Origin of the sequence: Pseudoalteromonas sp. B160 (genome assembly GCF_037162485.1) — a bacterium.
Lineage (GTDB): Bacteria > Pseudomonadota > Gammaproteobacteria > Enterobacterales > Alteromonadaceae > Pseudoalteromonas > Pseudoalteromonas rhizosphaerae.
The window spans coordinates 2,334,130-2,356,642 of record NZ_JARLUX010000001.1; the positions used below are offsets into that span (position 1 = coordinate 2,334,130).

Annotated in this window: 19 protein-coding genes and 3 pseudogenes; 16 read left to right on the forward strand and 6 right to left on the reverse strand. The window is 42.5% G+C overall.

What is annotated here, in order from left to right; all coding sequences use genetic code 11:
* Window positions 1-75 precede the first annotated feature (75 nt).
* Both P4S61_RS10835 and P4S61_RS10845 read right to left on the reverse strand, forming a co-directional pair.
* A pseudogene (locus P4S61_RS10835) lies at window positions 76-743 on the reverse strand (YoaK family protein).
* Between the two features lie 109 nt (window positions 744-852).
* Window positions 853-2,486: pseudogene (locus tag P4S61_RS10845) on the reverse strand (putative bifunctional diguanylate cyclase/phosphodiesterase).
* 36 nt (window positions 2,487-2,522) lie between these two features.
* On the opposite strand from P4S61_RS10845, the gene P4S61_RS10850 reads away from it, so the two are divergent.
* On the forward strand, window positions 2,523-2,651 hold the full coding sequence (locus tag P4S61_RS10850) for a hypothetical protein (protein WP_337118263.1): 129 nt from the start codon (window positions 2,523-2,525) through the stop codon (window positions 2,649-2,651).
* Here the strand turns inward: P4S61_RS10850 and P4S61_RS10855 are convergent.
* From P4S61_RS10855 to P4S61_RS10870, 4 genes are all read right to left on the reverse strand, one after another.
* Window positions 2,648-3,964, reverse strand: coding sequence for a cache domain-containing protein (locus P4S61_RS10855; RefSeq protein WP_337118264.1), 1,317 nt, complete (start codon window positions 3,962-3,964; stop codon window positions 2,648-2,650). The genes P4S61_RS10850 and P4S61_RS10855 overlap by 4 nt on opposite strands.
* A gap of 120 nt (window positions 3,965-4,084) precedes the next feature.
* The gene (locus P4S61_RS10860; RefSeq protein WP_182731650.1) at window positions 4,085-4,342 is read right to left on the reverse strand and encodes a hypothetical protein; all 258 of its coding nucleotides are present in this window, start codon (window positions 4,340-4,342) and stop codon (window positions 4,085-4,087) included.
* Window positions 4,342-4,791 (reverse strand): hypothetical protein, encoded by a 450-nt coding sequence (locus P4S61_RS10865; RefSeq protein ID WP_182758739.1) that lies wholly within the window; start codon window positions 4,789-4,791, stop codon window positions 4,342-4,344. Before P4S61_RS10865 ends, P4S61_RS10860 begins: the two co-directional genes overlap by 1 nt.
* 6 nt (window positions 4,792-4,797) lie before the next feature.
* The gene (locus P4S61_RS10870; RefSeq protein WP_182731648.1) at window positions 4,798-5,142 is read right to left on the reverse strand and encodes a DUF883 domain-containing protein; all 345 of its coding nucleotides are present in this window, start codon (window positions 5,140-5,142) and stop codon (window positions 4,798-4,800) included.
* Window positions 5,143-5,648: 506 nt separating this feature from the next.
* On the opposite strand from P4S61_RS10870, the gene mraZ reads away from it, so the two are divergent.
* From mraZ to ftsZ, 15 genes and pseudogenes are all read left to right on the forward strand, one after another.
* Complete coding sequence (gene mraZ / locus P4S61_RS10875) at window positions 5,649-6,107, forward strand: division/cell wall cluster transcriptional repressor MraZ (protein WP_145236856.1); 459 nt, start codon at window positions 5,649-5,651, stop codon at window positions 6,105-6,107.
* A gap of 29 nt (window positions 6,108-6,136) precedes the next feature.
* The gene (gene rsmH, locus P4S61_RS10880) at window positions 6,137-7,075 is read left to right on the forward strand and encodes a 16S rRNA (cytosine(1402)-N(4))-methyltransferase RsmH (RefSeq protein WP_182760322.1); all 939 of its coding nucleotides are present in this window, start codon (window positions 6,137-6,139) and stop codon (window positions 7,073-7,075) included.
* Window positions 7,072-7,398 (forward strand): cell division protein FtsL, encoded by a 327-nt coding sequence (gene ftsL, locus P4S61_RS10885; protein WP_145236863.1) that lies wholly within the window; start codon window positions 7,072-7,074, stop codon window positions 7,396-7,398. The genes rsmH and ftsL overlap by 4 nt, the downstream gene beginning before the upstream one ends.
* Window positions 7,395-9,212, forward strand: a complete 1,818-nt coding sequence (locus P4S61_RS10890) for a penicillin-binding transpeptidase domain-containing protein (RefSeq protein WP_337118265.1) — start codon at window positions 7,395-7,397, stop codon at window positions 9,210-9,212. Before ftsL ends, P4S61_RS10890 begins: the two co-directional genes overlap by 4 nt.
* Window positions 9,205-10,709: pseudogene (gene murE / locus P4S61_RS10895) on the forward strand (UDP-N-acetylmuramoyl-L-alanyl-D-glutamate--2,6-diaminopimelate ligase). The gene P4S61_RS10890 and the pseudogene murE overlap by 8 nt, the downstream one beginning before the upstream one ends.
* Entirely contained in the window at window positions 10,706-12,094 is a 1,389-nt protein-coding gene (locus P4S61_RS10900) for a UDP-N-acetylmuramoyl-tripeptide--D-alanyl-D-alanine ligase (protein ID WP_182760321.1), read from the forward strand. The pseudogene murE and the gene P4S61_RS10900 overlap by 4 nt, the downstream one beginning before the upstream one ends.
* A complete protein-coding gene (gene mraY, locus P4S61_RS10905; protein ID WP_145236872.1) occupies window positions 12,088-13,170 on the forward strand; it encodes a phospho-N-acetylmuramoyl-pentapeptide-transferase in 1,083 nt (360 codons plus the stop codon). The genes P4S61_RS10900 and mraY overlap by 7 nt, the downstream gene beginning before the upstream one ends.
* The gene (murD, locus tag P4S61_RS10910; RefSeq protein WP_337118266.1) at window positions 13,171-14,496 is read left to right on the forward strand and encodes a UDP-N-acetylmuramoyl-L-alanine--D-glutamate ligase; all 1,326 of its coding nucleotides are present in this window, start codon (window positions 13,171-13,173) and stop codon (window positions 14,494-14,496) included.
* Complete coding sequence (gene ftsW, locus P4S61_RS10915) at window positions 14,493-15,668, forward strand: cell division protein FtsW (protein ID WP_182718050.1); 1,176 nt, start codon at window positions 14,493-14,495, stop codon at window positions 15,666-15,668. Before murD ends, ftsW begins: the two co-directional genes overlap by 4 nt.
* The gene (gene murG / locus P4S61_RS10920) at window positions 15,665-16,774 is read left to right on the forward strand and encodes an undecaprenyldiphospho-muramoylpentapeptide beta-N-acetylglucosaminyltransferase (RefSeq protein ID WP_337118267.1); all 1,110 of its coding nucleotides are present in this window, start codon (window positions 15,665-15,667) and stop codon (window positions 16,772-16,774) included. Before ftsW ends, murG begins: the two co-directional genes overlap by 4 nt.
* A 9-nt stretch (window positions 16,775-16,783) precedes the next feature.
* Window positions 16,784-18,223, forward strand: a complete 1,440-nt coding sequence (murC, locus tag P4S61_RS10925; protein WP_259397186.1) for a UDP-N-acetylmuramate--L-alanine ligase — start codon at window positions 16,784-16,786, stop codon at window positions 18,221-18,223.
* Window positions 18,220-19,140 carry a D-alanine--D-alanine ligase gene (locus P4S61_RS10930; protein WP_149980616.1) on the forward strand — a complete coding sequence of 307 codons (921 nt, stop codon included), beginning with the start codon at window positions 18,220-18,222 and terminating at the stop codon, window positions 19,138-19,140. The genes murC and P4S61_RS10930 overlap by 4 nt, the downstream gene beginning before the upstream one ends.
* A gap of 1 nt (window position 19,141) precedes the next feature.
* Complete coding sequence (locus tag P4S61_RS10935) at window positions 19,142-19,921, forward strand: cell division protein FtsQ/DivIB (protein ID WP_337118268.1); 780 nt, start codon at window positions 19,142-19,144, stop codon at window positions 19,919-19,921.
* A complete protein-coding gene (ftsA, locus tag P4S61_RS10940; RefSeq protein WP_145236894.1) occupies window positions 19,918-21,150 on the forward strand; it encodes a cell division protein FtsA in 1,233 nt (410 codons plus the stop codon). The genes P4S61_RS10935 and ftsA overlap by 4 nt, the downstream gene beginning before the upstream one ends.
* 21 nt (window positions 21,151-21,171) lie before the next feature.
* A complete protein-coding gene (ftsZ, locus tag P4S61_RS10945; protein WP_182731641.1) occupies window positions 21,172-22,416 on the forward strand; it encodes a cell division protein FtsZ in 1,245 nt (414 codons plus the stop codon).
* Window positions 22,417-22,513: the final 97 nt, after the last annotated feature.

The window sequence follows — 22,513 nt, forward strand, 5'->3', positions numbered from 1 at the left end:
CGATTCTTAAGATGAACGTTAATGTAGGTTTGTAGCAATGATGTACTGCAAAAGAGGTGTGAACCGTGCAAAGGGCTAAGTCTTGTTACTATTAATCGCTTTAAACACTGAGTAGCTAACGGCTAATACTAGACAGATGGTGGCGGGGATAAAGAGTGCATTAAATTTATAAAACTGGAATGCATAAGCACCTAATGTACCACCGCAAATGAATCCTGAGATGATCAGTAAAAACAACAGTGCTTTGCGTTTATCAAAGGGTTCGCCTCTTAATTTAGCGCCAAGCATTAGCCCTAGATCAGTAAAGATACCGGTAACATGGGTGGTGCGAATAACTGCGCCGCTGTAAGTGGTGGCTAACGCATTTTGTAAGCCGCAGGCTGCAGATGCTAAATAGTGCCCGTTTACAGAGTCATTCGATAAAAAATACACTGAGCTTGCTAACAGAATGGCTTCAAATAACAGCAAGCTGCTGTAGTTATGGCCAAGTTTTAATGCACCACTTTGCAAAAAAGCGCCGGAGATCGCCGCACCAGCTAAAAACTCAGTAGGATAAGAGCTAGGTGTAATACATCAGTAACGTGGGAGGTAACAAGGCTTGTGCCAAGGAGTGTTGCAGTGCCTGATAGATGTGAAATTGATTGATGTTTGAAGCCTAGTAACCCTATCGAATTAACAAGCCCAGCAACAAGCGCAAGTAAAAACGATCCATATTCTACCCAACGAGGCAATTTTGAAATCACGGCTAACAGTTAATTTAATAAAATCTGTTTGGTAACCTATCAGTTCGTTATTTATTAAACAATAGCTAGCTAAGTTTTCTGTGCATAGTTTGTGCTGGATCAGCAATATTTAGGTAGCTGTTGTGGATTGGTTGCTTACCAGTGCTAAAAATTCCTGTTCGGGTAATGGCTTTGCAAACAAATAGCCTTGGCCATAATCACACCCTATACCAAGTAATAATTGCTGCTGCTCTGGTGTTTCAATGCCTTCGGCAATCACTTTTAAACCAAATTGATGTGCCATAGTGATAATTGCTTGCATAACGCGAGATCTTGATTGTCGGCTTGAATGTTATCAACAAAACATTTATCAATTTTTAAATAATCTGCGTCCATTTGTTGCAAGTAGGCAAGCGATGAATAGCCGGTGCCAAAGTCATCTAAAGCGAGTTCCATACCGGATTTTACCAGCGCTTTCAGACGTTGTTGAGTGAGTTGCTCTGGTGCGATCATTAACCCTTCGGTGATCTCGCTAACAATTGCACTCGGTGGTAAATTGGCGGCTTTTAGTAAGGCTGGCCACAGATCAATACCGCTATCAAGGCAGCTAAATTGTACCGGCGAGACATTAATACTAAGTTGAAAGTTGGCATCAACCTGCGCTCGTAAAATCGTTAGCGTTTGTAATGCGCGAGTAAATACAAATTGTCCTAATGGGTTGATATATCTAGACTCTTCGGCCAGAGGTATAAACTCTGCGGGACTAATTACGCCGCGTGTCGGGTGGCGCCAGCGCAATAGTGCTTCTGCTTTATGAATGTGTCCAGAACCTAGGTTAACGATTGCTTGGTAATAAAGATCAAATTGTTTTTGTTCAATGCCATAGCGCATGTTTTTGAGTAAATCCATACGCGCTTGTGCTTGCTCACGTAAGTTGTGATTGAAAAACTCAAAACAGTTACGACCATTTTGTTTGGCTTTATACATGGCTTGGTCGGCGGCTTTTAATAACAGCTCTGAGCTATCGCCATCGATTGGTGCAATAGCGATGCCGATGCTGGTTGCTATGTGTAGTTCTTCGCCTTCGAGTATAAATGCTTTTGTCATGGCATTGAGGATATCGTTGGCTACTTTTTTAATGTGTTCTTCAGTGACTAGCTTGGCATGCACAATGACAAATTCGTCGCCACCAATACGTGCAATAAACTCAATATCAACAATTTCTTGTTGCAAACGAATTGCGATCAACTTAAGTAATTCGTCACCATAAAAATGGCCTAAGGTGTCATTTATGTCTTTGAAATGATCAAGATCAAGTAGCATGATCACCAGTGGCTCATTAGGATTTAAGCTGTTGTTGAGGCGCTGATTTAAGCGTTCTTTAAGCTCAATTCGATTAGGTAGATTGGTTAAATGATCATAGTGAGTTTGATGCCATATCAGATCTTCTGCTGCTTTTTTAGCAGTAATATCGGTAAAGATCGCGACTCTGCGCTGCGCTTCAGAATGTTCATTGTATACAGTATCGATAGTAAGCCATTCAGTGAATAACTCGCCATCTTTACGACGGTTAATTATTTCACCTTGCCAACGACCCGTTTTTTGTAACTGTAGCCACATTTCATGATAAAACGCTTTGCTGTGTTTGCCTGAAGCTAAGATAGCGGTGGTATTGCCCAGTATTTCTTTTTTACTGTATTGAGTTACTTCACAAAAAGCTGGGTTAACATCTAAGATAACGCCGTTTGGATCGGTAATAGCCATTCCTTCACTGCTATTTGAGTAGACCAATGAGGCCAGATGAGAGGCTTTTTCAGCGTTCTTTCGCTGGCTAATATCTTGCAATACGATGGTGTACTCGTTGCTATTATGCTTGGCACTGATCCGCGCTTCAAATACTTGCTCGACTTCGCTGTTATTGATTATTAACTCAAATTGGCTAGTTTTATTTTTACAGGGTAAATTCCTAAGTAACTGTTTACTTTTTCTTCACCAAGTAGCTCGCGAAGATGTAACTTTGAACGCGCACACACTGGTAAATTTAACTGTGAAATTTGTCCGCCTAAGTTCAGTACATCACCGTGAACATTGATCCGAATATAGGTATCAGGCAAGGCGTTTAATAAACTACTTAGTTCGTCATGTTGGCGTTTGACACTCGCTTCTGCCGTCAGACGTGTTTGCGCCATCGCTTTAAAATGTTGATAGAGAGTATTCAGCTCTGGGCTATTTAAAGAAAACTGTTTTGGTAATAACCCTTGCGCAAGCTCTTTAATCGTCAGTGTGAGTTGCGCTATGGGCGTTAATACGTTGCGCTTTAATTGGCTATGAGCAAATATAGACAGGCCAATAATCATCAATGTGAATGCAGCTAATGTGATAAAAAATAGTTGGTTGGCAGCTTGAATTGCGTTATTAAATGGCATGACAACATAGACGTTTAGGCTATTTTTAGTTTCATCGGTATACATGGTTTTACTGTGTAAAATGTGATTAATACCTTGCAATTCAATTGTGCTATTGAGCATAGGTAGTTCAGAGCTAAATCCATAGGCGTTAATATTTTCGCCAAACAGCGATGGATCGTTAGGGTAATTTGCAATAATGCGACCGTTGTTGTCGGTTATAACAGCAATGGCATCTTCGGGTAAATGAGAGTTGGCAAGTATCTGGCTCCACCAATCTAATGTGACAACCGTTACTACCGCCCCATATACTTGTTGCTGCTGATCAATAAGTGGATAAGCAAAATTGAAACTGAGGGAATTGATACTGCGATCTTTTTGAAAATAGCCAATGGCAAAGCTTTTAGTTGCCACAGCATTTTTAAAGTATTCACGATCGGCAATATTAATATTTTCTTTGCGTCCTTGTAATAAACACACCGCATCGCCTTGTATATTGACGATACCAATATTTGCAATTTCAGGTTGAAGTTTTTGTATTTTAGCTAAGTAATAAGGGCAGCCGGTTTGTAGTGGCGCGGCAAAGTCTTTTAAATCCGCAAGCTGAATAGTAAATGTTTTAATTTTTTTGAGTAGCTCAGTTTGCTGATCCATAAGCTGTTCGGCAACCGTTAAAGCCTGCAGCCGACTCTCTTGGCGCGCCGTTTCTTTGGCATGCCAAAGGCTAAATAAGATCACCAAAATACCTGGTAAGCTCAGTAAGATAAATAAACGATAAAGTCGGTGTTGTAACGATGAGGAAAAAATAACAATACTCTTCATACTGGGCTTTGGCATAAAATTGTAGCCAATTAAGTTGAAAATAACCATATATAATAAAAGGTTATTTATACTTTCTCTAATAAATAATAGAGCAACTACGCAAAAGAGTATGATTGCGCTACGTAAACCTCATTATTATAGTAAACGTAATAACCAGCTAAATTGACTTAGCTTTATTTTTTTGGATGAATTTTGGTTATGACTATTTAGCGCTTGAAAGCCTGCACCTGCCGTAAAGGCACTGGCAATACCGACATTCGATACTGCAAAGCGTTTAAGTCGGTAATTGAAAGCTTGATGATGTTGCTGTTTTAACGCATTGATGCTATTCATTTTTTGACTTAAGTGACGAACTTTATGATTTGGTTTCTTAATAAAATAATCAATTAGCATTATTCACCCCTATTTATATTGAGTAATTGTTTAATGCTGTGCGCAGTTTTATCAAAGCCAATTTTACTGCTGATATAACCAATATTTTTCCACAGCCACATCAAACAAAGCAATTGTAAGCCAATTAGACACACAGCACTGAACCATATTGATTGACTAAAGGCAAAAATCGCAAAGCCAAGTGTGATCAGCAAACCGGCCCACAACAATACTAAGCCACCGGCAAAACTTACCAGTAAAATAATAGTCAATGCCAAAGAGCGGGTTGATAGTCGCCACTCGGCACTCGCTAATTCTTTACAAATACCTGCCTGTTGGCGATAGTCCTGATAAAGCTGTTCACCGTATTGAGACAATTTAGCAAGATGATCTTGCCACTGATCAGCACTTTGCGGCGCAGGATCAGCGGCTTGATGCTGTTTATCTTTAGGATCGGTATGTGGTTGCATAATCGCTTACTTGCTACGGCGAAATAGTGCAGTTACTAGCATACCGGCTGCAAACGCAATACCAGCTGTAGCAAGCGGATTTTCAGCGGCTAATTGACGAGTTTTACCACTGTATTCAGACAGTTTTTCACGCGCAATTTTTTGCTTTTCAGTCAGAGTTTCAGCTGAGCTTGAAGCACCATGGCGAATATTTTGCTCTGCTGTTGCAGCCTTAGAAGACAGCGAATCAACAGCAAGATGAGCCGCTGAGGTTGCTTTATCTGTTAATGGCGATTCAGTGTGAGCAGCGATGTCATCAACTTTTTTACTGGTTTTTGCAGCTGAATTAGAACTCGATGTTGAAGTAGTCATAGTAATCGTTCCTTAAATATTAAAACTAAATTGTGTAATACTTGTTGCAGCCTTCGTACCACTTCTACAATCTTATTTAATTAATTATAAATCAATGTTTTACTTTTTATTTTTCGAATTGGTTTGTTTGAAATAACAGCGTTTTAAGTAACTATTGCAAAAAGATCGCGTAAATTTTACAAGATCTATTAAGCAGTAATTCGCTACTAATATTTTGTAACTGTTCATTGATTATTCATTAATCATTTAAGTCTGTTTATTTTGTTTTATCTCAGAATAAAATATTTTTTTTGTAGTTATCCACTTTTTCCCACGTAATTCAGTAGCTTTGCGCTAGGCCTTATTTTTTCTGGCTTTAACACGCCATTATAGGTTTTTGCTGACTTGACAAAATAGCTTGTCAAGCCCTAAACTGGAGCACTGTGGTAAAAAGTGGTATTTAGTGGATCAAATTGGATCAAATTAATCAAAACAGATTAATTACAAACTTTTAGAGTAGGCTTTTTATGTTCCGTGGTGCGAGTTCACTGAGTTTGGATGATAAAGGACGATTTGCGGTACCGACTAAGTACCGAGACTCGTTGTTGTCTGAAGATCAGGGGACGGTGATCTGTACTGTCGCACTGAACGAGCCTTGCTTGTGGTTATATCCATTGGCGCAATGGCAGGATATAGAAGATCGCTTAGCTAAAATTTCCAATATGAATCCACGCGCTCGACGCATGCAAAGGATGTTGTTAGGTAATGCAACAGAATACCAATTAGATAAAAATGGTCGAATATTGCTGGCACCGTCGTTACGGTCTCATGCTGATTTAGGCAAAAAAATCATGTTGGTCGGTTTGATGAATAAATTTGAGATCTGGGATGAAGAGCGTTGGCATGAACAAATGCGCCAAGACACCGAAATTGAACGACTCGGTGAGTTTGAATCAACCCCAGACTTAGATAATTTTTCGCTCTGATCACACAATAAAAAGGCAAACAATAGCTAATGACAGCGCAATTTGAACATATTTCCGTACTAATGGACGAAACCATCGAAGGTCTAGCAATTAAGCCAGACGGTATTTATATGGATGGTACATTTGGCCGAGGCGGACATTCTGGACAAATCTTGGCGCGCCTTGGTGAACATGGTCGATTACAAGCTATTGACCAAGATCCACAAGCGATCAAGTCTGCCGAAAAGTTTGCCGATGATAGTCGTTTTGCCATTGCCCATACTCGCTTTTCTAATCTATACGAAGTGGCAGAGCAAAACGATCTATTAGGAAAAGTAGATGGCATTTTATTAGATATCGGTGTGTCATCACCACAACTAGATGATGCCGAGCGTGGTTTTAGCTTTATGAAAGATGGCCCGCTTGATATGCGCATGGATCCTACCAGCGGCCGCAGTGCTGCGCAGTGGTTAGCTGAAGCCGAGCTGGAGGAGATTGTTCATGTGATCAAAACTTATGGCGAAGAAAAATTTGGTCGTCGTATTGCACATAAAGTGCTTGAAGTGCGAGCACATACGCCGATTACAACAACTAAGCAACTAGCTGATTTAGTTGACGAAGCAGTGCCAGTAAAAGACAAATTCAAACATCCTGCGACGCGTACTTTCCAAGCTATTCGTATTTATATCAACAGTGAATTGGAAGAGATTCAAACGGCATTACAAGCTGCGCTGGGTGTACTAAAGCCCGGTGGTCGGTTAGTGGTGATTTCGTTTCATTCACTAGAAGATCGTATTGTTAAACAGTTTATTAAAAAACAGAGTAAGGGAGTGGCATTACCCAGAGGTCTGCCTTTAACTGATGCACAAATAAATAAAAATCTGACGTTAAAGGCAGTGGGTAAAGCTATTAAGCCAAGCCAAGCTGAAGTTGACCGTAACCCACGTTCACGCAGTTCAGTACTTAGGGTGGCACAGAGGTTGGGATGAAGCCTAAAGCGAATCATCGACAACCCAATTTATTTTTAGAAATAATCAAAGGCCTAGGAGCTAATAAGCTAACCTCGGCCTTGTTGGTTGTGATATTCGCATCAAGTTTGAGTGTGGTGCAGGTCACTCACTTTGCTCGCCAAGAGCTGATTGAGCAAGATCAGTTGTTACAACAGCGAGATGAACTCGATTTAGAATGGCGTTACCTATTAGTTGAAGAAGAGTTTTATTCGCAACATGCACGCATTGAAGAAATTGCTATCGAGCAACTTCAGATGAAACGGTCCACAAGCCAAGACGAACAGGTGATAGTACTACCATGAGAAGTAGAGGGAAAAAACCAGTTAATAGTTTGATCACATGGCGTTTTATGCTGGTGTGCTCTGTGGTGCTGCTGGTTTTTGTTACTTTAGTTTCTCGTGCTGCTTATTTACAAGTTATCGAGCCTGATAAAGCCCGTTCAGAAAGTAATAAACGTACTGTGCGCGTGGAAAAGTTGCATGTGCAACGCGGGATGATTTTTGACCGTCATGGTAAAGAACTTGCAGTTAGTGTGCCTGTGGTAAGCGTGTATGCGGATCCTAAAGCATTGCATAAATCATTGCGTGCTAAAGTGCTCAAGCAAGCGCGTAAAAATGGCGAAGATGAGAATGCTCTTGCAGAAAATACCGCGCTACTTGAACAGCGTATTGCGTTGTACTACAAAAATGATTTGCGTTGGCGTGAACTTGCCGACGTACTGCGTATTGAACCGAAAACAATCAATGGTCGCTTGCGGGATGATGCCAGTCGCCGCTTTGTTTATTTAAAACGCCAAGTAACCCCTGCCGTTGCCAATTATATTGGCGACTTACGTCTGCCTGGTATTCATCTATTAGATGAATCAAAACGCTATTATCCTGCCGGAGAAGTTACCGCACATGTGCTTGGTTTTACTAATATTGATGGCAAAGGTATCGAAGGCATAGAGAAGCTTTACGAAAACGCATTAACTGGCGTTGAAGGTCGTCGCACAATTCGCAAAGATGCACAGGGTCGTGAAGTTGAAGTGCTTGATGAACGTGAACGGATCGAGCCTGAAAGTATTCATTTAAGTATTGATCAACGCATTCAAGCGATTGCTTATAAAGCAGTAAAATCAGCAGTTCTAACCTACAAAGCAACGTCTGGCTCTGCGATGGTGGTCGATGTGAAAACTGGTGAAGTGTTAGCGATGGTTAACAGCCCGTCTTTTAATCCAAATAATTTAAATGATGCAGCCCCGCATAAACGCCGAAATCGAGCGATCACGGATTTGTTCGAACCAGGTTCAACCGTTAAGCCTCTAGCCATATTAGCTGGGTTAGACTACGGCTCAATCCAACCGGATGATAAAATTGATACTTACCCAGGCTGGATGCGCATTGGTGGTACGTTAGTTACAGACTCGCGTAACCATGGTGAAATGACCTTACGTGAGATTTTAAAGTACTCCAGTAACATGGGGGTGACAAAAATAACGCAAGATGTACCGAAGGATTACTTTGTTGGCTTGTTCCAAAAGGTTGGCTTTGGTTCAGATACAGGCACCGGCATGGTTGGTGAAAGTAGTGGCTTGTTTTATCCGAATCGACGTTGGTCTGACCATGAAATTGCAGCACTTTCTTTTGGTTATAACGTTGCTGTAAGCACCGCACAAATGGCGCGTTTTTATGCCATGTTAGGTGCCGGCGGGATCAATAGACCATTGACCATCCTCAAGCAAGATTCAATCCCTGAAGGCGAGCGTGTTTTTCAACAAAAAGATGTTGAAGCGGTTGTGCATATGATGGAAAGCGTTTTTGAAGAAGGTGGTACAGCGAGCCAGGTAAAAGTTGATGGTTATCGTGCTGCGGGTAAAACGGGTACCTCTAAAAAAGCTGCCGCAGGTGGTTATGGTGATGAGTATGTAGGTTACTTTACTGGTATAGCACCTGCGAGTAATCCACGTTTAGCTGTTGTTGTAATGATCAATGAGCCCGGTGGAGATGTTTATTATGGCGGTGCAACTGCAGGACCAGTGTTTGCAGAAATAATCTCCAATGCGTTAAGAATTTTAAACGTGGCACCAGACAAAGGCTCGGTTGCCTACGTGAAGGGCATAGATGATGATGCGTGATTTAAAAATAATTTTACAACAAATAGAAGTAGCAGCAACAAGCTTATTAGTAAGGCACTTACGTTTAGATAGTCGAGATGTAACCCCTGGGGATGTCTTTGTAGCAATTAAAGGTCATCAATTAGATGGCGGACAATTTATAGATAAAGCGATTGCAAATGGTGCTGTCGCAGTAATTGCTGATCGTTTATGTGAGTTTGAATGTGATTTTGAGCCGCTTTATTTAATTTCCGATTTGAATAAGAAATTGCCCGCATTAGCGAGTCATTTTTATCAGCAACCAAGTAAACAATTAGATGTGGTAGGTGTTACTGGCACCAATGGTAAATCAACTACCACTGCGATGATTGCTCATTTAGCTAAGTTTTGCGACACCCAATCAGCGATTATCGGTACGCTTGGGTATGGGCAACCAGAAAGTTTAACTGAGTTAATCAATACCACACCGTCTTGTGTTGATTTACAAAGAATATTAGCGCAACTTGCCACTGACAATAACAAACTGGTGGCGATGGAAGTGTCATCACATGGTTTGGTACAGCAGCGTGTTGCGAAAACGCACTTTAAAGCTGCTGTGTTTACCAATTTATCGCGCGATCATTTAGATTACCACGGTGATATGGCCAGTTATGCCGATGCAAAGTTAATGCTAATGCGAGATTTTGACGCGCAGCTGGTGGTACTAAATCAAGATGATAACCAAGTAGAGCAATGGTTAGAACAATACGATTTTAATAACTTAGTGTGTTATGGCCATAAAAACTTGCAGCCAAAAGGTGCTAAGTTTGTATACTTCACTGATGTTTCTTACCATAAAACCGGTATATCGGCACAGTTGACTACAAGTTGGGGTGATATTGCTATTACCTGTCCGCTGTTTGGCGAATTTAATTTATATAATTTAGCGGCTGCAATCGCAACTTTACTTGGTTTAGGTTACCCATTAGATCAACTGGCAGCGGGTTGTGCAAGCTTGCAACCAGTTGCTGGACGCATGCAAGCATTTAGCGCGCCAAACCAACCAACCTGTATTGTTGATTATGCTCACACGCCAGATGCGTTAGCTTTAGCATTGCAAGCATTGCAACAACATGTGCCGGTGGCGTAAGTTGTGTATTTGGTTGCGGTGGAGACCGTGATAAAGGCAAGCGACCAATGATGGCCCAAGCGGCTGAGCAAAATGCTGATAAAGTAATTATTACCAGTGATAACCCGCGTAGCGAAGATCCATGGCAGATCATTAAAGATGTTGCTGCTGGTTTAAGCCAGCCTGACCGTGCGCACTTAGAAGCTGACCGTGCTCATGCTATTGCCTTTGCAATAGATAACGCAAATGCCAATGACGTAGTGCTTATTGCAGGTAAAGGCCATGAAGATTATCAAATAATTGGTACGCAACGGATAGATTTTTGCGATCGTAAATATGTCCAGCAGCACTTACAACAAAAGCAAAAGCTAGACCCACAAGAACAACAAATAAGAGGATCGCAGTTATGATCCCAATGGATTTTGATTGGCTAGCAAATGTGCTAGCAACTGATTATCAAGGTGATAATCAAACAGTAAAAAATATTAATACCGATACTCGCACCGTATGCGAAGGAGAAGTATTTTTAGCCCTACAAGGCCCTAATTTTGATGGCCATCAGTTTTTACAACAAGCGAAAGACAAAGGCGCAATAGCCGCTATTGTTAGTCAAAAAGTTGCCGTTGATATTCCACAGTTTTTAGTTACGGATACGCGTATTGCGCTAGGCGAAATTGGTGCTGCGGTAATGGCCAGTGTGGCACCAAAAACTATCGCAATTACAGGCAGTGTCGGTAAAACCACAGTAAAAGAAATGTGCGCAGCTATTTTAGCTCCTCACGGTGAAGTACTGTCGACCAAAGGTAATTTTAATAATGATATTGGCGTGCCATTAACCTTGTTACGCCTAGAACCGCAGCACAAATATGCGGTTATCGAGCTTGGCGCTAACCATATTGGTGAAATTGCCTACACCACGGCGATGACTAAGCCAGATGTTGCCGTTGTTTGTAATGTGGCAGCTGCGCATATTGAGGGTTTTGGCTCTCTTGCGGGTGTGGCAACGGCTAAAAGTGAAATTTACGATGGTTTGAAAGAGCATGGCATTGCGCTAGTTAACTGTGACAGCGAATTCAGTGATGGTTGGCTTACTAAGTTACAAGGGCGCAGTGTAAAACGTTTTTCAAGCACTGATAAACTAGATATTTGGGCAGAAGAAGTCAGCCTCGATGAGCAAGCTCAGGCGTCTTTTTATATTTGTACCAAGCAGCAGCGAGTACCCGTTAAGCTTGCATTGCCAGGTCGTCACAATGTTACAAACGCCCTTATAGCAGCTGCATTAACCTGTGAATTTGGCGTTAGTCTTGAGGCGGTGGCAACGGCACTCGCAAGCATGGCTGAAGTAAAAGGCCGAGTAAACATTATTCAAGTCAATGAAACACTAACCGTGATTGATGACACTTATAATGCCAATGTGCAATCGGTTAAGGCTGCAATTGATTTATTACGCGACCTCCAAGGTCAGCGTATTTTAGCGTTAGGTGATATGGGAGAACTTGGTGAAGAAGCTGCGCTTTATCACCAACAAGTTGGCGCCTATGCCAAACAACAAGGTATTGATGAGTTGTATAGCTTAGGTGTATTGAGTCAATACGCCAGTGATGAATTTGCTAAACCACAGCGGCATTTTTCAAGCCGCGAGGAACTGTTACAACAATTACAAGCACAGTTAACTGACTCAGCACAAAAAACCACCATAGTCGTGAAGGGATCACGCAGTTCTCGCATGGAATTATTAGTACAAGATTTAGTTAACAGCCAGCAAACTGGCCGCAATGGAGTATCTCAATGTTAGTTTGGCTGGCTGAGTATTTAACACAATATTACAGTGCATTTAATGTGTTCTCGTATTTAACCGTTCGCGCTGTATTTGGTATTTTAACGGCATTATTAATTTCATTGTATTTTGGGCCTAAGTTGATCCGTGCTTTGCAAAGAATGCAAATTGGTCAAGTAGTTCGTAACGATGGCCCGGAGTCGCATTTATCGAAAAAGGGCACCCCAACCATGGGAGGCTTGTTAATTTTAGCGTCTATTTTTACCAGTACTTTACTGTGGGCTGATTTAGCGAATAAATATGTATGGGCTACCTTGTTTGTGATCGGCTCATTGGGAATTGTTGGCTTTGTTGATGATTACCGTAAAGTGATCCGCAAAGATCCAAAAGGGTTAATTGCTAAATGGAAGTATTTTTGGCAGTCAGTGATTGCCTTAGTGGTTGCCTGCGCATTATTTTTTACTGCTAATCATGCCAACGAAACATCATTAGTAGTGCCGTTTTTTAAAGATGTATTACCGCAACTAGGTTTGTTTTACATAGTTATGACTTACTTTGTAGTGGTGGGTACGTCAAATGCTGTGAATCTGACCGATGGCTTGGATGGTCTGGCCATTGTACCGACTATTTTAGTGGCAGCAGCATTGGCTATTATCGCTTACTTAACAGGTAACGTGAATTTCTCAGCTTACTTGCATATTCCACATTTACCATTGGCCAGTGAGTTGGTTGTGGTATGTACCGCCATTGTTGGTGCCGGATTAGGCTTTTTATGGTTTAACACTTACCCAGCACAAGTATTTATGGGTGATGTTGGTTCATTAGCGCTTGGTGGAGCATTGGGTATTATTGCTGTATTAGTTCGCCAAGAGTTAATTTTAATCATTATGGGCGGTGTATTTGTGATGGAAGCACTGTCGGTTATCTTGCAAGTTGGCTCTTATAAATTACGTGGCCAACGGATTTTTAGAATGGCACCAATCCACCATCATTACGAATTAAAAGGCTGGCCTGAGCCACGAGTTATCGTGCGTTTTTGGATAATTTCTATCGTGCTAGTGTTAGCTGGCCTAGTAACATTAAAGATCAGGTAAATGACGTATTTAAACGAGATGAAAAACAAACATATTACAGTGCTCGGACTCGGTGTAACCGGTCTGGGCATTGTGCGTTTTTTATTATCTCAAGGTTTAACGCCTAATGTAGTTGATAGTCGCCAATCACCGCCCGGTTGTGATTGGTTACAACAACATGCGCCAAATTTAACGACGCAGTTTGGTGATTTGGCAACTGCACAGCTTGAAAGCGCTGATATGATCATCATCAGCCCTGGTTTAAGTTTAACACTTCCAGCAGTTGCACAAGCAATGCAAGCGGGTGTTGAAGTGATTGGTGATATTGAGTTATTTGCTCGTTTAACAGACAAGCCGGTGGTGGCTGTAACAGGCTCTAACGGTAAATCGACTGTCGTTACGTTGGCTTATGAAGTATTGAAAACGGCTGGCTATAAAGTCGGACTTGGCGGAAATATTGGTACTGCCGCACTGGATTTATTAGCTGATGATTTTGATGTTTACGTATTAGAGCTATCGAGTTTTCAGCTCGATACGATGCACAGCTTAAAACCGGTTAGCGCTACGGTACTTAATGTGTCGGAAGATCATTTAGACCGTTACCCGAGCTACCAAGCCTATATTGATTCAAAACAAACGATTTATGCTAATGCCGCGCTGGCTATAGTAAATAAGACTGACCCAGCAACGTATACACAAACAATGCCGCAATTAAGCTTTGGCTTAGAAAATGCGGATTATTGTTTAATGACGTATCAAGGTGACAGTTACTTTAGTTATCAAGGCAAAGCTCTATTGCCTGTTAGTAGCTTGGCCGTAGTTGGTCGTCATAATCGGCTAAATGCGTTAGCGGTTATGGCATTATTGAGCCCATTTGATATCAGTGCTAGTCAGTTTGCACAAGCTTTTAGCCAATTTACTGGCTTGGCGCATCGTTGTCAGTTTGTTGCCGAGCAAGCGGGGGTTAAATATTTTAATGACTCTAAAGCTACGAATGTCGGGGCCACCATTGCGGCGATAGAAAGTTTAGCCGATCAGGCCAAGCAACTAGTGGTGATTGCCGGAGGCGATGCCAAAGGCGCCGATCTCGATAGCTTAAAGCCGTATTTACAACAGCAAGTTAAAGCGCTTATTTGTTTTGGTAAAGATGCCAAAGCACTGGTTGCGTTGACTGACAAAGGCCACTTAACAGAAAATATGCAGCAAGCGGTGATGCTTGCCAAGCAACTTGCCACTGCGGGCGATATTGTGTTGCTTGCACCTGCATGTGCCAGTATTGATATGTATAACAATTATATGCAACGTGGTGAGCACTTTAGTCAATGCGTATTAGCGGAGGCAGTATGATTGCTTTAGCTAATATTCGTGACACCCTGACTCCTAAGCCTTCGGCGCAGTTATACGATGTGCCACTGTTATATTGTGTGATCATGCTAATTGGCTTGGGGTTTGTGATGGTGACGAGTGCGTCGATGCCGACCGCTGATCGCTTATTTAACAATCCCTATCATATTATTATTCGCCACAGCATGTTTTTGGCGATGGGCTTTGTGCTGTTTTGGATCACCTGTTGTGTACCAATGACTTGGTGGAAACGCTCGAATCCTTACTTATTACTGTTTGGCATGGCGCTACTGATAGTGGTGTTAATCGTTGGACGTGAAGTGAATGGCGCAAAACGTTGGATCCCAGTAGGTCCGGTGGGCTTTCAGGTCGCTGAAGCGGCTAAATTATTCTTTTTCAGTTATATCGCCGGTTACTTAGTGCGTAAACGTGAGGAAGTTCAAGAAAACATCAAAGGCTTTGCTAAGCCAATCGCGGTGTTTGCAGTTTACGCATTGTTGATTTTATTACAGCCCGATTTAGGCACTGTGGTGGTGATGTTTGTAACTACCGTAGGCTTATTGTTCTTAGCTGGGGCTAAGTTATGGCAGTTTTTTGCCTTGATATTAACAGGCGTAGGCTTAGTCGTATTGCTCATTATTGTTGAGCCATATCGGATGGCGCGGGTGGTCGGTTTTCTAGAGCCATGGGATGACCCATTTGGTAAAGGCTACCAGTTAGTACAATCGCTGATGGCATATAGCCAAGGTGGTTGGTTTGGCCAAGGTTTAGGTAATAGTGTGCAAAAATTGCAGTATTTACCTGAGGCCCATAATGACTTTATTTTTGCGGTGATTGGCGAAGAGTTAGGTTTTATCGGTATCGTCAGTATTTTAATGGTGTTTGGTACTTTGGTGTTTAGAGCACTGTTAATTGGTCAGCAAGCACTTAAATGTGGCAAAGAATATGAAGGTTACTTTGCATTCGCAATAGGTATTTGGTTTGCATTTCAAACCATGGTTAATGTGGGGGCGAGTGCCGGTATTTTGCCAACCAAAGGTTTAACCTTGCCGTTTGTATCTTATGGTGGCTCAAGTTTACTTATCATGACTATTGCGGCAGGTATTTTATTACGCGTGGATTTTGAAACCAAAATGGCCACTAAACAAGCAACATCCGGTGGAGGCAAGCGATGAATAAAAAATTAGTCGTTGTTGCTGGCGGTACTGGCGGGCATATTTTTCCCGGCATAGCTGTGGCTGATCACTTAAGGCAACAAGGTTGGCAAGTGAGTTGGATTGGCACTGCTGATCGAATGGAAGCGCAGGTTGTACCAAAGTATAATATTGAGATTGATTTTATTAATGTTAAAGGTGTACGTGGCAATGGCCTTGCACGTTTAGTAAAAGCCCCCTTTATGGTGATTAATGCCATATTACAAGCACGCAAAGTATTGAAAAAACAACAACCTGATGTTGTGTTAGCAATGGGCGGCTATGTTACTGGGCCGACTGGTATTGCCGCAAAAAGCTTAGGTATACCACTGGTGATCCATGAGCAAAATGCGGTTGCCGGTATGAGTAATAAGTACCTAGCCAAGTTTGCCAATAAAGTGTTGGCTGCATTTCCGCAAGCATTTGCCTCTGGATACAGTGACGTGGTTGGTAATCCGGTACGAGCCAGCGTAGCAAATGTGGCAATGCGGGAAGTATCAAGTCCGGTTAACGTGTTGGTCGTTGGTGGCTCGTTAGGTGCGCAGGTGCTAAACCAAACTTTGCCAGCAGCATTTAAACAGCTCAGTGAAGAGTTTCAGATCAATACATGGCATCAAACCGGTAAAGGTCATTTAGGCTCAGTAACACAGGCATATCAGCAGCAAGGTTTTAGTGCTGAACAAGCTAAGGTGGCTGAGTTTATTGATGATATGGATACCGCTTATAGCTGGGCAGATATTGTAATTTGCCGCGCGGGGGCGTTAACCGTAAGTGAGATTGCTGTTGCAGGAAAAATGGCCGTGTTTGTGCCGTTTCCGCATGCGGTTGACGATCATCAAACTGCGAATGCAAAATTTTTAGTTGATGGCAATGCGGCATTATTAATGCCACAGGGGCAGTTCAATCAACACAGTATTGTTGAACTATTACGCCCGTATTTAGCCAAACCAGCATTAATCAGTGAACTTGCAGGCAATGCTAAGCAATTGGCGACACTAGAAGCTACTGCCAATGTCGCATGGCATTGTATGGATGCCGCAGGTGTCCCCTTGTCAGCGCTGCAAGTAACAGAAAAAAGAGATAATTAAGTGAAACAAATGTCAACACACAAGAGCACTCGCCCGGCAATGCGCCGAATTAGCACTATCCACTTTATTGGTATTGGTGGCGCAGGAATGGGCGGTATTGCCGAAGTACTCGCATTTGAAGGATATCGTATTACTGGCTCTGATATTGCCCATAGTGCAATGACCGAACGTTTGATCCAAGCTGGCGCTGAAGTGTTTATTGGCCATCATCAAAGTAATGTTAAAGATGCCAATGTCGTGGTGGTTTCAAGTGCAATTGATGAAACTAACCCTGAGATTATTGCAGCTAAGGCGGCACGTATTCCGGTTGTGCGCCGTGCAGAAATGTTGGCCGAGCTAATGCGCTTTCGCCACGGTATTGCTATCGCTGGCACTCATGGTAAAACCACCACCACTAGTTTGATCGCGAGTATTTATGCTCAAGCTGGGCTGGATCCAACCTTTATTATTGGTGGCTTACTTAATAGTGCGGGTAGTAACGCAAAAGTCGGTAAAAGTGATTTTTTAATTGCTGAAGCTGATGAGAGTGATGCGTCATTCTTGCATTTGCAACCTATGGTATCGGTGATCACTAATATTGAAGAAGATCACATGGATACCTACGGCGGTAGCTTAGAAAAAATGAAAGATACTTATGTGGACTTCATTCATAACCTGCCTTTTTATGGCCTTGCTGTGGTGTGTATCGATTCAGAAGTGGCAGCTGAGCTTATTCCGCGATTTGGCCGTCCTGTGATCACTTATGGTGAATCGAGCGACGCCGATTACCGCATGACTGATTTTAGCCAAACGGCAAATACCAGTCAGTTTAAAGTGCGCACTAAGCAAGGTGATGAATTAACTGTGCATTTAAATATGCCAGGTAAACATAATGCATTGAACGCCACTGCAGCGATTGCTGTTGCAAAGGATCAACAGATAGCTGATCACGCGATTTTAGAAGCATTGCAACAGTTTGAAGGTATCGGACGTCGTTTTCAGCATTATGGCGATTTTGAAAACGAACGTGGCAAAGTAATGCTGGTGGATGATTATGGTCATCACCCTTCAGAGGTTGCAGCGACTATAGCGGCAATTCGCCAAGGCTGGCCTGATAAACGCTTAGTAATGATTTATCAACCACATCGCTTTACTCGTACTCGTGATTTATATGAAGACTTTGTAAAAGTGTTAGCCGATGTTGATCAGTTATTATTGCTTGATGTATACGGCGCTGGTGAAGAGCCAATTATTGGCGCAGACAGTAAAAGTTTATGTCGTAGCTTACGTCAACGCGGTAAAGAACCACTGCATGTTGCAAGTAGCTCTGAACTAGCTGGAGTATTAGCTGATACGTTACAAGATAATGATTTAGTTATAACCCAAGGTGCTGGTAATATTGGTCAATTAGTAAAAACACTCGCGGCGACATCGCTGTCGATTGAGCAACTTAAGCAGGTAAAGGTATGACGCAATTAAACACACAGTTTGGCAAAGTGGCAGTGTTGTTTGGTGGACACTCAGCTGAGCGCGAAGTATCACTAAAATCAGGCCAAGCGGTATTGAACGCATTACAAAATGCGGGCGTTGATGCAATTGGCTTTGATCCAAAAGAGCAACCGTTATGGCAATTAAAAGAACTCGGCATTGAACGAGTATTTATCGCCCTGCATGGTCGCGGTGGTGAAGACGGTACTATTCAAGGTGCACTTGAGTTTATGGGGTTGCCATACACTGGCAGTAACGTATTAGGCTCAGCATTGGCGATGGATAAAATACGTTGTAAGCATTTATTTAAATCTGCGGGCTTGAGCACTGCGCCTTATGCGGTGGTGGATAGCAAACGTGGTTTTGATGCTACAGCGATAATGAATGAACTGAAAAAAGTGATGGTAAAACCGTCGCACGAAGGTTCTAGCATTGGTATGGCGCAAGCAAATAATGCGCAAGAGCTTGAAGCTGCTTTAGCCGAAGCGTTTAAGTTTGACAGCCAAGTGCTGGTTGAGCAGTGGATAACAGGGCGCGAATTTACAATCACTGTACTAGGCGATGAGGTACAGCCAGTAATTGAAATGACCACCCCGAATGGTTTTTATGATTACCAAGCAAAGTATCAGTCAAATACCACGCAATATCATTGCCCAGCAGACTTATCAGCTGGCGATACCACGCATTTACAAGCAATGGCTTTAGCGGCATTTGATCTGGTGGGTGCCAGTGGTTGGGGGCGTGTTGATGCAATGCAAGATGCAGACGGTAACTTTTATTTGTTAGAAGTAAACACAGTACCAGGAATGACTGAAAAATCGTTAGTGCCAATGGCTGCTAAAGCAAATGGTGCAAGCTTTGAGCAATTAGTTGTTCGCATTTTGGAGCAAACGCTTTAATATGCATCCCTTTTTGGAAAAAGCGCAACAATTAAAACAGCAACTCAATTGGTCGTTAATCTTTGGTGTGAGCTTTTTCCTTATTGTAGTTTTTAGCTTAGTACAAATAACCAGCGGCGTTAGACAGTGGTTGGTGAAAAATAAAGATGCGCAGATAAAGCATTTAGCGGTGTTGGGGAAACCTCAATATACGGACGAAAAAGCGATTATTGGCGCGATTAAAAAAGCTGACTTATCGAGTTTTTTTGATTTAGATGTTAAACATGTTCAACATTTGGTTCAAGAGCTGCCATGGGTTGCTACTGCATCGGTACGCAAGCAGTGGCCAGATACATTACAAGTGTATGTGGTAGAGCATCAGGCCGTCGCAGTGTGGAACAGTGATTTATTACTTAACCAAAGCGGTGAAGTGTTTCAAGCTAGCAGTGCGAAGCTCAGTGACGAGCTGCCACAACTTTATGGCCCTGAGGGCAGTGAGTTTGAAGCTTGGGGAGCTTTCAAGCAGCTTGATGAAATGCTTAAGGTCAATAGTTTTAAGTTAACCAGCCTGGCATTGTCAGAGCGATTTTCATGGCAGTTATGGCTCGATAACGGTATTCGCCTTAAATTAGGGCGTAAAGAAAAAGCTAAACGGGTACAGCGGTTTATAGATGTTTACCCGCGGATGGAAAAACGTGCAGATGCACAAGTAGATGTAGTGGATTTACGGTATGATACCGGCCTTGCAGTGAGCTGGAAGCTCCTGGAAGAAGCGCAATTACAAAATAAGAGTAAGGCATGACTAAGTCAGCAGAAAGAAACCTAGTGATTGGATTAGACGTTGGCACCTCAAAAGTGGTGGCCACGGTTGGTGAAATCACCGCAGATAACAAACTCAGCATTGTTGGGGTTGGCAGCCAAGTGTCCCATGGTATGGATAAAGGCGGCGTAAACGACCTTAACTTGGTGTCGGAGTCTATTCGTCGTGCAATCGATGAAGCTGAACTTATGGCTGATTGCCGTATTAGCTCCGTGTATTTGGGGATCTCAGGTAAACATATTCAGTGCCAAAACGAAAGTGGTGTTGTGGCAATTAATAACACTGAAGTGACTGATGAAGACATTGAAAATGTTATTCATATTGCGCGCTCTGTGCCTATTTCAGCCGAACGTAAAATGCTGCATGCGCTGCCGCAAGAATATAGTATCGATATGCAAGAAGGGATTAAAAACCCGCGTGGTATGAGTGGTGTACGAATGGAAGCCCGTGCTCACATCATAACTTGCTCAAACGATATGGCGAAAAATATTGAAAAATGTGTTGAGCGTTGTGGTCTTGAAGTTGACCAACTGATTTTCACCGCATTAGCGTCGTGTTATTCGGTATTAACCGATGACGAAAAAGAGCTTGGTGTTGCGGTACTTGATATCGGTGGCGGTACGATGGATATCACTATTTATATCAATGGTGCGTTGCGCCACTCTGCAGTTATTCCTGTAGCGGGTAACCAAGTTACTGGCGATATTGCAAAAATATTTCGTACACCGATATCCCATGCTGAATCACTCAAGGTACAATATGCCTGTGCAAGTAGCCAAATGGCCAGCAGCGAAGAAACTATTGAAGTGCCTAGTGTAGGCGGGCGACCAGCGCGGTTAATGTCGCGTCATACCTTATCTGAGGTGGTTGAGCCGCGTTTTAGAGAATTATTTGAACTGGCGATGGAAGAAATTCATCGTTCAGGATTAGCAGACCAAATTGCAGCAGGACTCGTCATTACTGGCGGTAGTGCTAAAATGGCTGGCGCGATGGAAGTGGCTGAAGACATTTTCCAGATGCCAGTGAGAATAGGCAAACCTATAGGGATAGTTGGTTTGACAGATTATGTAGATGACCCTTCATATGCAACGGCGGTTGGCTTATTACAATATGGCCGCACAATGCAATCGATGAATGCACAAAAATCGAAACCTGAAGGCGATAATAATTGGTGGAACCGCATAACGAAGTGGTTTCAAGGCGAGTTTTAATACTCAAGTCGGAGAGTAAACATGTTTGATATAATGGAACAACACAGCGAAGAAGCTGTTATAAAAGTAATAGGCGTGGGCGGCGGCGGCGGTAACGCTGTTGAGCACATGGTTAAGCAACAAATTGAAGGCGTGCGTTTTATTGCCGCTAATACGGATGCTCAGGCATTACGTAACTCATCAGCAGATATTACTGTGCAACTAGGTACTCAGATCACGTCTGGGCTAGGTGCGGGTGCAAACCCTGATGTAGGTCGTAAATCAGCAGAAGAAGACGCCGATACTATTCGTGCCAGCCTTGAAGGTGCTGATATGGTATTTATCGCAGCGGGTATGGGCGGTGGTACTGGCACAGGTGCTGCGCCTGTGGTTGCCAAAATTGCTAAAGAGTTAGGTATTTTAACAGTTGCTGTAGTGACACGTCCGTTTGACTTTGAAGGTAAAAAGCGCGCAGCAGCGGCTGAACAAGGTATTAACGAATTGTCAGAAATTGTAGATTCACTTATTACAATTCCTAACAATAAATTGCTTAAAGTTTTAGGCAAAGGGACTACACTATTAGACGCATTCGCTAAAGCTAATGATGTATTATTTGGTGCCGTTCAAGGTATTGCGGAACTAATTACTCGTTCTGGTTTGATTAACGTGGATTTCGCCGACGTACGTACAGTAATGTCAGCCATGGGTACTGCGATGATGGGCACAGCGTCTGCATCGGGTCCTGATCGTGCGCAAGAAGCTGCAGAAGCTGCAATCTCAAGCCCACTGCTTGAAGACGTTGATTTAACTGGCGCGAAAGGCATCCTAGTTAACATCACTGCAGGTATGGATATCGCAATTGAAGAGTTTGAAATTGTTGGTAATCACGTTAAAGCATTAGCATCTGAAAATGCGACTGTGGTGGTTGGTGCGGTTATTGACCCTGAAATGACTGATGAACTACGTGTAACTGTAGTCGCTACAGGTTTAGGCGGCGATCGTCGTCCACAGTTTGGTATTGTCGATAACGGCTTTAAAAAAGCGTCAGGTTCTGATGTTAGCAGTTCAACAAACCAAACTAGCAGTATGTATGTACCAAGCTTTGCAAGCCAAGGTAGTGGCGATGAAATGACTGCTGCTCCAGCGATTGAAAAGCATGAATCGAGCAAGACAACGCAAAGCAATAGTGGTTTATCTAAAACTAATGATAGCGGTAAAAAGTCTAATAAATCAGAAGGTGGCGATTATTTCGACATCCCTGCATTTTTAAGAAAACAAGCAGATTAAGCAAAAAGGTAATTGTTTTTGTTTAAAAAGCGAACGAATTTGGCAGCTGGTCGTATATGTGATATAATCGGCGGTCTAACTGTAACTATAAGTGAGC